A 12,387-nucleotide genomic window follows, 5' to 3' on the forward strand; every position below is an offset into this window, starting at 1 on the left:
CTGGGATTCGAGCCGCCAGGGCGGTGTAGCTCAGCTGGTTAGAGCGCACGACTCATAATCGTGAGGTCGAGGGATCGAGTCCCTCCACCGCTACCCAGAGGCTTGTCGCGCGACCGGAATACCGGGTTGGTGGCGGTGCAAGACTCCGACGACCGGCATACATCCGAAAGAAGGCGAACACATGGCTTCCTCAACCGACGTGCGGCCCAAGATCACCTTGGCCTGCGAGGTGTGCAAGCACCGTAATTACATCACCAAGAAGAACCGTCGCAACGATCCCGATCGTCTCGAGATCAAGAAGTTTTGCCCGAACTGCGGCAAGCACCAGCCGCACAAGGAATCGCGCTAAATCGGCTCCGCCGATGGAATCGCGCTAAATCGGCTCCGCCGATGGAATCGCGGTAGGTTGGTTCCACCGACGCACCTGCTTGGATCGCGGGTTGTCTCCTCGAGGAGACAACCCGCGATTTCGTAGGTGAACAACGGCTTAAGTACAGTTGCGAGAGTTCCAGCGCCACCCCGCGGTCACAGCCCGACGTCCGCACGCTCGATTCGGTGGCAGGTCGTTAGGAGTACAAGCGATGTCACAGGTCACCGAGACCGACGTCAATCACCGGCTCGACACGTTGAGCCTGGACGGGAAGCTCACCGCCGAGGAAGTCGCCGCTCACACCAAGTCGATGGTGGGCTTCACCTATACCGTGGACGACTACTACGAGATCGGTCGCGAAGAAGTCCGTAAGCACGCCTTCGCCGTGCAGGACGCGCATCCCACCCACTGGAGCGAAGAAGCGGCCCGCGCCATCGGCCACGACACGCTGATCGCGGCACCGACCTACGTGTCGGTGCTCGGCATCATCGCCCAGCGCAAACTCTTCGAAGACGTCGTCACCGGATACGACTTGTGGCAGATCATGCAGACCGACCAGAGGCTGGTGTACCACCAGCCGATGAAGGTCGGCGACCGCCTCATCTGCGACGTCTCGCTCGAATCGTTCCGCCACATCACCAGCCCCGAGGCCATCGACCTGATGGTGACCAAGAACGTCGTCTGGAATCAGCACGGCGAGCCGGTGATGACCACCTACACCTCGCTGGTCGCGCGGCCCGGTCTCGAGGTGGATCCGATGGTCGAGGAATCGCTCGACCACGTCATGATGAAGGTCGCCGAGACCGGCAAGCACGGTCACACCGTCGACCCCCAGCCCAGCCGCTACGACCTGCCCGACCCCACGCAGTCCCCGGACGCGTTCGGGGCGGTGTCGTTCGACTCGCTGCGGGTGGGCCAGGAACTCGACGCGAAGCGCTACCTGCTGACCCGCGGCAACCTGGTGAACTACGCCGGGGTGGCCGGTGACCCCAACCCCATCCACTACTCCGACCACGTGGTCAAGGCCGCCGGGATGGACGACGTGGTGGCACACGGCATGCAGACGATGGGTCTCGGCGCTTCCTACATCTCGTTGTTCGTCGGCGACCCGGCGGCGTTCTGCGAGTACAACGTGCGCTTCACCAGCCCGGTGTATGTGCCCGCCGACGACAGCGCCGCCCTCGACTTCACCGGCAAGGTGAAATCGCTCGACCCCGAGACCCGTCAGGGCGTGATCGCCATCGTCGCCAAGCAGGGCGACCGCAAGATCTTCGGCCGCGCGCAGGCACGCATCCAGTTCAGCTGAGCGATCAGTTCACCTGGGCACGCTTGGACGGGTCGGGTTCGTCGTCGGGTCGGTGGCGTGGACCGGTGTGCACCTGCCGCCCGAGCGCGATCTTGATCAGCGCCGCCACCGACGCCGGCAGTCCGTCGGGCAACGCCGCCGACGGTGACGCCCCCGGATGTTGGCGGGCGATCCGCACCCGCAGCACGCCCGGGCGCACCGTGAACCGCAGCGGCGGCTCGAGGGTGTCGGCCTCGCCGTCGATCCCCGCGGGCAGCGACCGGTCCGCGTCGATCTCGAACGTCGCCGCCGACCATTCGCGCCACAGCCGCTGTGGACGCCCCGACCCGCCGCGGGAGAGGGGATCGGCCAGGACGGTGATGCCCAACTCGCCGTCGTCGATACTGGGTCGGGTGCCCGAACCCAGCACGCGCCCGAGGCGGTAGCGGTTGTTGGAGACGAGAACCGCCGCGACAGAGGAGTGTCGGGTGCCGCCGGGACTGTGCCACGTCAACTGTGGGCCGTCGCCGTCGGGGCCGAGTACCTGGGGCGCGATGTCGAGCAGGGTGCGCAGCTTCGCGTCGCGGTAACCCTTCTGCTGCACCGCCTCGGCGTACACGCCCAGTGACACGTTGTTGACGAACACCTGGCCGTTGACATCGCCGAGATCGACGTGGCGTTCCCCGCCACGCACGAACGCGTCGAGCGCCCCCACCACGTCGTCGCGGTCCACCCCGAGATCCAGTGCGAAATGGTTGCGGGTGCCCGCCGGGATGCAGGCGTAGGGCAGAGCGTGATGCGCGGCGACCTCGGCGATCACCGCCTGCGATCCGTCGCCGCCTGCCATTGCCAGCGCGTCGGCGCCGTCCGCGATCGCGTTCTCGGCCAGTTCGCGCAGGTCGGAGCCTGCAGTGAGTTCGACGGCACGGTACCCGCGCCTGCCGGCTTCCTCGGCCAGGTTGAAACGTTCGGCCTTCCCGCCGCCGGACTTGGGGTTGAAGAACATGACGGGATGTCGGGGTGGTTGCGCGTCGGGCAGCGGCACCGAGATGCGGAACGCGACGGAGGCGGCGAGCATCGCGCCTGCGAACAGGACGATGATGACCACACTCTGGATCAGCAGATGGGCGTCGGCGGACACCAGCAGCACCAGCGTCGCGATGGCGGCGATCACGGCGCCGGTGAAGGCCGCCACGCGGCGTCGGCCCACGTTGAGCGCGGCCACGAGGGCCAGCAATGCGGCGATGACCAGCACCACGAACGCGATCAGTCCGCGGGGGAACTCCTCGATGGCCTCGACGATCACGAGCACGACGGCCAGCCCGCCCAGGGCCAGGGCGGCGACGGCGGCGACTCGTCGTTCACCGTTCGAGGTCACCCGTCACAGGCTACCCACTTGCGGTTCACGTGACCCGGTGTCGGCGCACGACGGGCGGTGTTTTGGGTTCGGCCGCCCCGGTGTTCTACACTCAGATGTCCAGGTTTACCCTTGACTTGCGCGCTACCCCTAGGGTGGCGCGTTGGTTTTGTCGGCAGCTTTGCCCGGCCGTGAGGTCGGTAGGCTGACGAGAAGGTCGACCGAAGACCAGCGACCACCCGACCATGATGGCCGAGTGATCGCAAAGGGGCGTAGCTCAACTGGCAGAGCAGCGGTCTCCAAAACCGCAGGTTGCAGGTTCAAGTCCTGTCGCCCCTGCCCTGGTAGAGGGCACACGTTGACGAGAGGACCTCGAAGGTGAGCAAGCGAGACCGAGCTGCCCGCGCCAAAGGTGCCGCGGATTCCACCGCGGCAGATGCGGCGGGGGACGAGCTCGAGAGTCGCGACGACGCCCTCGACGAGGCGGCCGACGATTCGTCGGAGGCGCTTCGTCCGTCGGGCAAGCGCTCAGGCCGTGGTCGCCGATCGTCGGCGGGTGCCGTCGACACCACCGACGACGACTCGGACTCCGACACCGGATCCGCGGTCGCCGTCAAGGAACGCAAGCAGAAGAAGGCGCCTGCGGAGAGCCGGAACCCGTTCGTTCGGATCTGGGTCTTCCTGCAGCAGGTTGTCGCCGAGCTGAAGAAGGTCATCTGGCCGACCCGGCGCGAGATGATCACCTACACGGTGGTCGTCCTGGCGTTCGTCGTCGTGATGACCGCCTTCATCTTCGGCATCGACATCGCCTTCGCCAAGGGAGTGCTCTGGCTGCTCGGCTGACGTGGGCTCGAGAAATGAGTCCGCGCCCGGCCGAGGTGTCGGCGGCGACGACCGAAACCGGATACATAAGGAGCGTGGGCTGCAGTGAGCACCCCGGATAACGAGTTCGAAACGACCGACGCGGTCGACGGCACCGACGCCACCGGCGCGGACGAGTCGATCGACAACGATCCGGGCGTCGAGGCGCAGGTCGAGGCCGCCGAGGACGACGCGGCAGCGGTCGAGGGTGGCGAGGAAGCCGTCGCCGAGGCCGAGGAAGCCGTCGCCGAGGCCGACGAAGCCGAAGCCCCTGCCGAGGACGGCGAGCCCGAAGAACTCGATCCCGCCGAGGAACTGCGCAAGCAGCTACGCCGTGCGCCGGGCGACTGGTACGTGATCCACAGCTACGCCGGCTACGAGAACAAGGTGAAGACCAACCTCGAGACCCGCGTGCAGAACCTCGACGTCGGCGACTACATCTTCCAGGTGGAGGTGCCGACCGAAGAGGTCACCGAGATCAAGAACGGCCAGCCCAAGAAGGTCAACCGCAAGGTGCTGCCCGGCTACATCCTGGTGCGCATGGATCTCAACGACGAGTCGTGGGGCGCGGTGCGCAACACCCCCGGCGTCACCGGCTTCGTGGGAATGACCAGCAAGCCGTCGCCGTTGTCGCTGAACGAAGTGTTGCAGTTCCTGCTGCCGCGGACTCCCGCCAAGAAGGCCGCCAGCAAGGGCGCCGAGAGTGTCGAGGCTGCTGCTGCCGCGGCGACCTCGGTCATCGAGGTGGACTTCGAGGTCGGCGAGTCGGTGACCGTCATGGACGGCCCCTTCGCGACGCTGCCCGCGTCGATCAGCGAGGTCAACGCCGAACAGCGCAAGGTCAAGGTGCTGGTGTCGATCTTCGGTCGTGAGACGCCGGTGGAACTGGCCTTCAACCAGGTCGAAAAGATTTAGCCCTTCGAGACGCTCGCAAGCTCGCTCCTCAGGGAGCGGAAGGGTTCGCAAGCTCGCTCCTCAGGGAGCGGAACACAAGACTTCCACGCCTCCAGCGGACGTGGATCTGCAAGAAACAAACAAGGAACAAGGATGCCTCCCAAGAAGAAGAAGCTCGCCGGGATCATCAAGCTCCAGATCCAGGCAGGCGCCGCCAACCCGGCCCCGCCCGTGGGTCCGGCGCTTGGTCAGCACGGCGTGAACATCATGGAATTCTGCAAGGCGTACAACGCCGCGACCGAGTCGCAGCGTGGCAACGTCGTGCCGGTGGAGATCTTCGTGTACGAAGATCGCTCGTTCGACTTCAAGTTGAAGACGCCGCCGGCCGCGAAGCTGCTGCTCAAGGCTGCCGGTCTGCAGAAGGGCTCGGGCGAGCCGCACACCAAGAAGGTCGGCAAGGTCTCGATGGATCAGGTCCGCGAGATCGCCAAGACCAAGGCCGAGGACCTCAACGCCACCGATGTGGAGCAGGCGGCGAAGATCATCGCCGGCACCGCACGGTCGATGGGGATCACCGTCGAAGGCTGATCAGCCAACCGCTGATCGAGCAATCTCAACGTGGGAGGGCCGGCTCGGCCCACACACCACAACCCGAATCATCATCACGGAAAGAACAGAGCACATGAGCAAGAAGAGCAAGGCCTACGCGGCCGCGACCGAGAAGGTCGACAAGAGCAAGCTCTACAGCCCGCTGGAGGCTGTCGAGCTGGCCAAGGAAACATCGTCGAAGAACACCGATTCGACCGTCGAGGTCGCAATCCGGCTGGGCGTCGACCCCCGCAAGGCAGACCAGATGGTTCGAGGCACCGTCAATCTGCCCCACGGAACGGGTAAGACCGCCCGCGTCATCGTGTTCGCCGTCGGCGACAAGGCCGCCGAGGCCGTCGCCGCCGGTGCCGACGAGGTGGGTGCCGAGGACCTGATCGAGAAGATCCAGGGCGGCTGGCTGGACTTCGACGCCGCGATCGCCACCCCGGACCAGATGGCCAAGGTGGGCCGCATCGCGCGTGTCCTGGGCCCGCGCGGTCTGATGCCGAACCCGAAGACCGGCACCGTCACCCCCGACGTGACCAAGGCCGTCAACGAGATCAAGGGCGGCAAGATCAACTTCCGCGTCGACAAGGCAGCCAACCTGCACTTCGTCATCGGCAAGGCATCGTTCGACGCCGACAAGCTGGCGGAGAACTATGGCGCCGCCTACGACGAGATCGTGCGCGTCAAGCCGTCCGCGGCGAAGGGTCGCTACATCAAGAAGGTGACCGTCTCCACCACCACGGGCCCGGGTATCCCGGTCGATCCCGCGGTGACCCGCAACTTCGCCGAGGCCGCACAGGCCTGATCGGCGAGTCATACGCGACGAGCCCCCGATCACCGCTGAAGGTGGTCGGGGGCTCGTCCGTCTCTACGAGACGATGCAGCTCTGGGCACCCCTTGTGGCCGTAGCTGTTCCCGCGTCGCCCTTTCCTTCCCGCGTCGGTAGTTCCGTGCGCGGGAAGGAAATAGCGCCGCGGGAACGAGTGAGCGGGTTGGTGCGGCGCGAACACCTCGATGCAGTCGGCCGCCTGATCAGGATCGGTGCGCGGCAGCGAGATAGGCGGCGCGTATGTCGGCGGGGATGCGCCTCGGCGACGGCGTCGGCCACGGCTGACGTGGAGACGTGTTCGAGCTTGAACAGTCGGGAGTACCCGGAGTCCACCACCACCGCGCCGTGCGGAAGCGACGCGAGTTCGGCCATCGCATAGGTGAGCTTCCCCGACATGACGCTGCCCGAGAGGTCCTCGATGCTCTTGCGTTCGGCTGCGGCGACCACGACGTCACCGTCGAGGACCGCATAGTCGCCGACCGGTAGCGCTCGCTTCTCGGTGGTGGCTTGTTGCGCAGAGAAGTTGTCGGCGTATCGCTCTCGGGAGTCGACGACGATCTCGACCACCTGCCCGTGGGCCGTGGCATCGGCGGCGATCGGTGAGTACGCGCGTCGTAGACGCCGGGCCGACGTGGAGTGACCTCGCCGCGCCGCGTACGGGTAACAGGATAGGGCCGGAATCCATACAGAATGGGCTGTGGGATTCGCGAAGCCCGCTGGTGCGGGTGGCGGGCCGCAGAGCCGCCCATTCTGTACAGGATGCGTGTCGTGGACCGCTGTCGGCTGAGCCGGCCGGCCCGTCGATCCGCATAACGGTGCATTCGCGGAAGGAAACACGCGTACCGATTGGACGGGTAAGAGCTAAACCGCCTCGTCGACCGGCGCGTCGACCTGCTTGATCGGGCCGGTGAACCAGTTTTTCACCGACAGGTGCCAGTAGATGTAGAGCAGGATCAGCGCGCCACCGACGAGCAGCGGGGTGTAGTTGACGTACTTCCAGGCGAAGCTCGGGTCCCACGGCATGCCGCCCAGCGAGGTGGGGAACATGGCGACGATGGAGGTCACCACGATCTCGAGCAGCGCCAGCGGAGCAATCCACTTGTACTTCGACCCCAGCGTCCAGCCGCCCGGCTCGAAGGAATCGCCGGCCTTCCAGCGGTAGTAGATCGGCACCGCGAAGCACAGATACAGACCGACCACACCGATCGAGACCACCGCGAAGAAGGCGACCGGCACCGGTGCGCCGTTGATGTCGACGGGTACCAGCGCGGGCAGCGTGATGATGGCGGCGATCACCGCGGTGGCGATGACGGCGTTGGCGGGCATCCCGTTGTCGCGCACCTTCGACCACAGCTTGTGTCCCGGAACGGCGCCGTCGCGGCTGAACGCGAACATCATCCGCGACGCACTGGTCTGGCAGGCAGCGGTGCAGAACAACTGTCCGGCGGTGGAGATCAGCAGTACCAGCCCGGCCCACTTCGAGGTCAGGGCCTGGCTGAAGATGGTGGCCACCGCACCCCCCGACTTCGACACCGCGTCGGCGTCCTGCACGGCGAACAGGAAGCTCAGCAACAGAATCCAACCGCCGATCGCCGAGTAGGCGATGGACCGCCAGATCCCCTTGGCCGCTGCTCCCGCGGCGCCCATGGTCTCCTCCGACAGATGCGCTGAGGCGTCGTAGCCGGTGATCGTGTACTGGGTGAGGATCGCCGAGATGGGCAGCACGAACAGGATGAAGCCGGCGCCGGATGTGTGAGTGCCGAAGATGCCGCTGTTGTTGACGGTCTTGGCGAAGACGTCGGAGAACGAGGCGTGCTGGTCGGGGATCAGGAACAGGATCAAGATCACCGCGGCGGCACCGAACACGTGCCACCACACCGACACGTTGTTGATCATCGACAGCAGATGGCCGGAGAAGATGTTGATCAGTGCGGCCACCGCCAGGATGATCAGGAACATGATGAACACGCGGGTCAGGCTGTAACCGTCGAGCCATGACTCGCTGAAGGTGCCGATGGTGAGGTCGAGGAACGTGGCCGCGCCGTAGGCCACCGACGCCAGGATCGCGATGAGACCGATCAGGTTCAGCCAGCCGGTGTAGAAGCCGGCCTTGGCGCCGCCGAGTTTGGAAGCCCACCAATAGATTCCGCCCGACGTCGGGTACGCCGACACCAACTCGGCCATGCAGAAACCGATGAGCAGGATGAACACCGAGACGATCGGCCAGCCCCACGCGATGGCCGCCGGGCCGCCGTTGTTCCAGCCCAGGCCGAAGGATGTGAAACATCCGGACAGGATCGAGATGATCGAGAACGAGATGGCGAAGTTCGAGAAGCCCGACCACGAGCGGTGGAGTTCCTGGGTGTATCCGAGCCGGGCGAGGTGTTGTTCGTCCTCGGACAGGGTCTCGTGGCCTTCGGGCATGGCAAAATCCTTCTGCGAAAGATGAATACGACGTGAACAGTGCAGATGATCTGAATCGGCAGGCGGCATTGCCCGTTCAGACTGTAGGGCGTCGTCGCTGATTCCGCAGCGCGGAGCGCTTCTGACGACGGTTCCGATAGTGAAATGCCGCAAATGCGACGGAATGCTCGACGGAGGCCCCCGTGTAGGGGACGAGAAGTCGGTAACCCCGCACATCCGGGTCGCGGCGACGATAATCGGGGTCAAGCGAACCGAACCAAACACAGGCGGTGGAGCATGGAAGCCAAGCCAACCAAGATCTCGATCATCGGGGCCGGAGCCGTGGGCACGGCCATCGCATACGCCTCGCTGATCCGGGGTGTCGCACGCACGATCGCGTTGATGGACATCAACACCGCCAAGGTGACCGCCGAGGTGCTCGACATGTCGCACGGGTTGGAGTTCGTGCCTCGCGCCGACATCATCGGCAGCGACGACGTGTCGGTGTGCGCCGACTCCGACGTGGTGGTGTTCACCGCCGGAGCCAAGCAGAAGCCGGGGCAGTCACGACTCGAATTGGCCGAGGCCACAATCGGTTTGACGAAGAAGATCATGCCGAACGTAATCGAGGTGGCACCCAACGCCATCTACATCATGGTGACCAATCCCGTCGACGTGGTGACCTACGCCGCCCTCAAATACAGCGGCCTGCCGAGCAATCAGGTGTTCGGTTCGGGTACCGTGCTCGACTCGAGCCGGCTGCGGTTCCTCATCGCCCAGCACTGCGGCGTCGCGGTGCAGAACGTGCACGCGTACATCGTCGGCGAGCACGGTGACACCGAGATCCCGCTGTGGAGTTCGGCCAGCATCGGCGGCGTGCCACTGATGGAATGGCAGCCGCTGCCCGGCCAGCCGCCGATCGACGCGGTGGTGCGTGAGCGCATCCACCACGAGGTGGTTCACGCCGCCTACAAGATCATCGAGGGCAAGGGCGCCACCAACTACGCGATCGGCCTGGCGACCGCGCGCATCGTCGAGGCCGTGCTCAACAACGAGCACCGCGTGATGCCGATCGCGACGGTCGCCAAGGGTTACGAGGGACTCGACGACGTGTGCCTGTCGCTGCCCACCCTGGTGGACCGATCCGGGGCGGGTACGCGCCTGGAGATCGCGATGTCGGAGAGCGAACACGCCGGGCTGATGGAGTCGGCGGAGACGTTGCGGGAGATGCAGGGCAAGTTCGGGTTGTAGGTCGGGGCGACGCTCTAGAAGCCCCAGAAGTCGTCAGAAACACTGCGCACGCGCAGTGTTTCTCGCGGCGTTCGGGGTTTCTGCGGCCATGGAAGGTTCGAGGGAACCGTCGGGGGCCGTTACTAGTCTGATCTGTATGCGCGACGAGAAGCTGCTGACCCGGATCGCGGCGCTGCTGCGGCAGGCCGAGAACACCGACAACCCCCACGAGGCCGAGACCTTCATGCAGGCCGCCCAACGGCTCGCGACGGCGTCGGCCATCGACCTCGCGGTGGCACGCGCGCACGACCCCGCCGCGAAGAAGCGCACCACTCCGGTCTCCCGGCAGATCGCGATCGGTGAATCGGGCAAGCGCGGGCTGCGCACCTACGTGCAGTTGTTCGTCGCTATCGCGCGTGCCAACGACGTGACCGTCGACGTCGCCGGCAACTCGACGTTCGTTCTCGCCTACGGGTACGCCGCCGACATCGACACCTGTGAGGCGCTGTACACCTCGCTCGTGGTGCAGATGGTGGCGGCCAGCGACGCGTACCTGCGGTCGGGTGAGTATCGGTCGGAGACGTCGGCGCGAGTGGTACGCAAAGGTAGCGGCTGGCGCACCCGACGCGTGGTGGAGCACAAGCCCCTCGCTCCGATCACCGCGCGGCTCAATTTCCAGTCGGCCTTCGCCGAGCGCATCGGCGCGCGGTTGTCGCAGGCGCGTGATGCCGCGCGTAACGAGGCGCTCACCGCGGAGGCCGACGGTGATGCGCCCGCGGCGTCGACGGCTATTGCGCTGCGCAAAAAGGAGATCGAGGTGTCCGACTTCTACCGGTCGGAATCCAAGGCGCGCGGCACCTGGCGTCCGTCGAGCGCATCGGCCGGCTACTCCGCGGGAGCCCGACAAGCCGGGGACCGCGCGGGCCGCCGCGCCAAACTCGGCCCCGACCGCGAGTTCGGAGCACCGCGCGGGGCGCTGGAGGCCTAGATGTCGTCGCGGGGAGCGATCAGCCGCGACGACGCGCTCGGCCGTGCAGGGAACGGTGTGGGACGTCCGGTGCGCCGCGCGACCCATCGTCCGATGGTGCCGTCGTCGGTGACCACCGTGTTCACCACGATCGCCGACACCACCACGATCGCGGCGTAGAAGAACAACCAGCTGATCGCGATGAAGACGACACCGAGGCCCCCGAAGTGGTGGACGGTGTCGTGCACACTGTGCGGCATCACCACGACACTGCCCAGGATCAACGCCGTCACGAATATCCCGGTGAGCGCACCGTTGAGCACGAGCAATCGCATCGGCACCTGCGACGACACCAACAGTCTCGGGACCAGGGTCCACAGCGCACCCCAGATCACCAGCGTTGCGAGCGTCACCAAGACCACGCCGAGAACGCCGTACCCGGCGACGGTCACTCCGCTGAGCGTGGCACCGCCGAGCACCATCACCAGACCCTGCGCGACGGCGGCGGTCGGGATCGCGAAGATGACCACCACCCACCGCCACCACGACTGCCACGGGAGCTTGCGGACCTGCCAGGCATAGACGTACATGCGGCCGAGCGCACGGGCGAGCGACGTGCCGCCACCGATCACCATGAGCGCACCGAATACGCCGAAAGCGGTGGTGGGCACCGAATTGGCCGAGCCGATCCCGAGGCTCTCCCGGTTGAGACCGAGGTCGGTCATGGCCCTCGACACGATCGAGCTGCCCGGCAGGGTGGTGAGCAGGATGAGGATGGGCAGCACCGAGGTGAAGGCCTGGGCGGCCAGGGTCATCGCGCGGTCGGTGACGCTGGCGAGGACGACTTCACGGATGATTCGAAGGCCGAGTTCGGCGCCGGGCAGGCGGAGAGTGCGGTCGGCTAATGCCTCGGCGCGGTCGATCATCCGGGACTGCCAGCTCACCGGCCGATCCTAATGGTTGCGTTTCCGGCCGAGTCAGCGGACGACCGACTGCAGCGCCGCGATGTAGCGCTGCTGTTGCGCGGTGTCAACACCCGCGGGGAACGACAGCACGACGGTGAGAACCTGGTACGAACCGGCGTGTGCACCCGCGTACAACTCCGCGCGGCCGCTGGTGGGGAACTGCATCAGGATCAGTTGGTCGGCGGCCACCGCGGTGTCGCATCCCGCGGCGGGACACAGCTCGGGGGTGGCGACGTGCTCGTGAGTGAGCGGGGCGCCGGTTGCCTCGATGGCCTCGACGAGCCGGTTGAGCAACTCAGGGTCGGCGGGAAGGTCGATGCGTGAGGTCGACGGCGGCGGGGACGAAGGTTCTGCGGACTGTTCGGTGCAGGCCGCGAGGACCGGTGAGGCCAACGCCAGTGCGATCGCGGTGGTGGCCAGCAGGCGACGTCGTCCGCCGCGTCGATCAGCGGTTGTCATCGCGTGCCTCTCGTTGGTGCTGTCCAACCGATCGTAGTGCTCCCCTGATCGGGTGGGACGTGGTGGTTTCGACAAGCTCAACCAGCGGTAGGCCTCCCGCTGGTCGAGCGTGCCCAGATCTGGGTCGAGCGTGCCCAGATCTGCGTCGAGCGTGTCCAGATCTGCGTCGAGCG

At 66.1% G+C, this 12,387-nt stretch carries 13 protein-coding genes and 2 tRNA genes; 10 read left to right on the forward strand and 5 right to left on the reverse strand.

The annotated features are described in order from the left end of the window. The first annotated feature begins 19 nt into the window (after positions 1 to 19). From ACWDSI_RS12480 to ACWDSI_RS12490, 3 genes are all read left to right on the forward strand, one after another. Positions 20 to 93: transfer RNA gene (locus ACWDSI_RS12480), tRNA-Met, on the forward strand. Positions 94 to 181: 88 nt separating this feature from the next. Continuing rightward, positions 182 to 349 carry a 50S ribosomal protein L33 gene (gene rpmG / locus ACWDSI_RS12485; protein WP_059101288.1) on the forward strand — a complete coding sequence of 56 codons (168 nt, stop codon included), beginning with the start codon at positions 182 to 184 and terminating at the stop codon, positions 347 to 349. A gap of 232 nt (positions 350 to 581) precedes the next feature. After that, positions 582 to 1,676 (forward strand): fused (3R)-hydroxyacyl-ACP dehydratase subunits HadA/HadB, encoded by a 1,095-nt coding sequence (locus ACWDSI_RS12490; protein WP_449756720.1) that lies wholly within the window; start codon positions 582 to 584, stop codon positions 1,674 to 1,676. Positions 1,677 to 1,680: 4 nt separating this feature from the next. Here the strand turns inward: ACWDSI_RS12490 and ACWDSI_RS12495 are convergent, their stop codons facing one another. Beyond that, positions 1,681 to 3,033: a diacylglycerol/lipid kinase family protein gene (locus ACWDSI_RS12495; protein WP_449756721.1), complete on the reverse strand. Its 1,353-nt coding sequence runs from the start codon at positions 3,031 to 3,033 to the stop codon at positions 1,681 to 1,683. 245 nt (positions 3,034 to 3,278) lie between these two features. Between ACWDSI_RS12495 and ACWDSI_RS12500 the strand changes: the two genes are divergently transcribed. From ACWDSI_RS12500 to rplA, 5 genes are all read left to right on the forward strand, one after another. Next, positions 3,279 to 3,351: transfer RNA gene (locus ACWDSI_RS12500), tRNA-Trp, on the forward strand. A 39-nt stretch (positions 3,352 to 3,390) separates the two neighbouring features. Then, positions 3,391 to 3,855, forward strand: coding sequence for a preprotein translocase subunit SecE (secE, locus tag ACWDSI_RS12505; RefSeq protein WP_449756723.1), 465 nt, complete (start codon positions 3,391 to 3,393; stop codon positions 3,853 to 3,855). Positions 3,856 to 3,939: 84 nt separating this feature from the next. Continuing rightward, the gene (nusG, locus tag ACWDSI_RS12510) at positions 3,940 to 4,788 is read left to right on the forward strand and encodes a transcription termination/antitermination protein NusG (RefSeq protein ID WP_449756724.1); all 849 of its coding nucleotides are present in this window, start codon (positions 3,940 to 3,942) and stop codon (positions 4,786 to 4,788) included. Positions 4,789 to 4,920: 132 nt separating this feature from the next. Next, positions 4,921 to 5,355 carry a 50S ribosomal protein L11 gene (rplK, locus tag ACWDSI_RS12515; protein ID WP_449746734.1) on the forward strand — a complete coding sequence of 145 codons (435 nt, stop codon included), beginning with the start codon at positions 4,921 to 4,923 and terminating at the stop codon, positions 5,353 to 5,355. 94 nt (positions 5,356 to 5,449) lie between these two features. Then, positions 5,450 to 6,166, forward strand: coding sequence for a 50S ribosomal protein L1 (rplA, locus tag ACWDSI_RS12520; protein WP_449746733.1), 717 nt, complete (start codon positions 5,450 to 5,452; stop codon positions 6,164 to 6,166). 63 nt (positions 6,167 to 6,229) lie between these two features. On the opposite strand, the gene ACWDSI_RS12525 is transcribed toward rplA, so the two are convergent. Further along, positions 6,230 to 6,757 (reverse strand): ERCC4 domain-containing protein, encoded by a 528-nt coding sequence (locus tag ACWDSI_RS12525; protein WP_449756725.1) that lies wholly within the window; start codon positions 6,755 to 6,757, stop codon positions 6,230 to 6,232. Between the two features lie 294 nt (positions 6,758 to 7,051). Then, a complete protein-coding gene (locus tag ACWDSI_RS12530; protein WP_449746731.1) occupies positions 7,052 to 8,614 on the reverse strand; it encodes an amino acid permease in 1,563 nt (520 codons plus the stop codon). Positions 8,615 to 8,890: 276 nt separating this feature from the next. On the opposite strand from ACWDSI_RS12530, the gene ACWDSI_RS12535 reads away from it, so the two are divergent. Further along, positions 8,891 to 9,844 carry an L-lactate dehydrogenase gene (locus tag ACWDSI_RS12535; protein ID WP_449746730.1) on the forward strand — a complete coding sequence of 318 codons (954 nt, stop codon included), beginning with the start codon at positions 8,891 to 8,893 and terminating at the stop codon, positions 9,842 to 9,844. Positions 9,845 to 9,980: 136 nt separating this feature from the next. Beyond that, positions 9,981 to 10,811 carry a DUF2786 domain-containing protein gene (locus ACWDSI_RS12540; RefSeq protein ID WP_449756726.1) on the forward strand — a complete coding sequence of 277 codons (831 nt, stop codon included), beginning with the start codon at positions 9,981 to 9,983 and terminating at the stop codon, positions 10,809 to 10,811. Here ACWDSI_RS12540 and ACWDSI_RS12545 read toward each other — a convergent pair. Together ACWDSI_RS12545 and ACWDSI_RS12550 are read right to left on the reverse strand one after the other, a co-directional pair. Beyond that, positions 10,808 to 11,734 (reverse strand): hypothetical protein, encoded by a 927-nt coding sequence (locus tag ACWDSI_RS12545; protein ID WP_449756727.1) that lies wholly within the window; start codon positions 11,732 to 11,734, stop codon positions 10,808 to 10,810. The two genes, ACWDSI_RS12540 and ACWDSI_RS12545, sit on opposite strands and share 4 nt — an antisense overlap. 33 nt (positions 11,735 to 11,767) lie before the next feature. After that, on the reverse strand, positions 11,768 to 12,387 hold a 620-nt coding region (locus ACWDSI_RS12550; protein WP_449756728.1), incomplete at its 5' end, for a hypothetical protein.

This window comes from Gordonia sp. NPDC003429, assembly GCF_053588575.1.

Coding starts and splice junctions, on each gene's coding strand:
- rplA (WP_449746733.1), top strand. CDS start 5,450: ATGAGCAAGAAGAGCAAGGCCTACGCGGCCGCGACCGAGAAGGTCGAC.
- rplK (WP_449746734.1), top strand. CDS start 4,921: ATGCCTCCCAAGAAGAAGAAGCTCGCCGGGATCATCAAGCTCCAGATC.
- ACWDSI_RS12540 (WP_449756726.1), top strand. CDS start 9,981: ATGCGCGACGAGAAGCTGCTGACCCGGATCGCGGCGCTGCTGCGGCAG.
- ACWDSI_RS12535 (WP_449746730.1), top strand. CDS start 8,891: ATGGAAGCCAAGCCAACCAAGATCTCGATCATCGGGGCCGGAGCCGTG.
- rpmG (WP_059101288.1), top strand. CDS start 182: ATGGCTTCCTCAACCGACGTGCGGCCCAAGATCACCTTGGCCTGCGAG.
- ACWDSI_RS12490 (WP_449756720.1), top strand. CDS start 582: ATGTCACAGGTCACCGAGACCGACGTCAATCACCGGCTCGACACGTTG.
- ACWDSI_RS12530 (WP_449746731.1), bottom strand. CDS start 8,614: ATGCCCGAAGGCCACGAGACCCTGTCCGAGGACGAACAACACCTCGCC.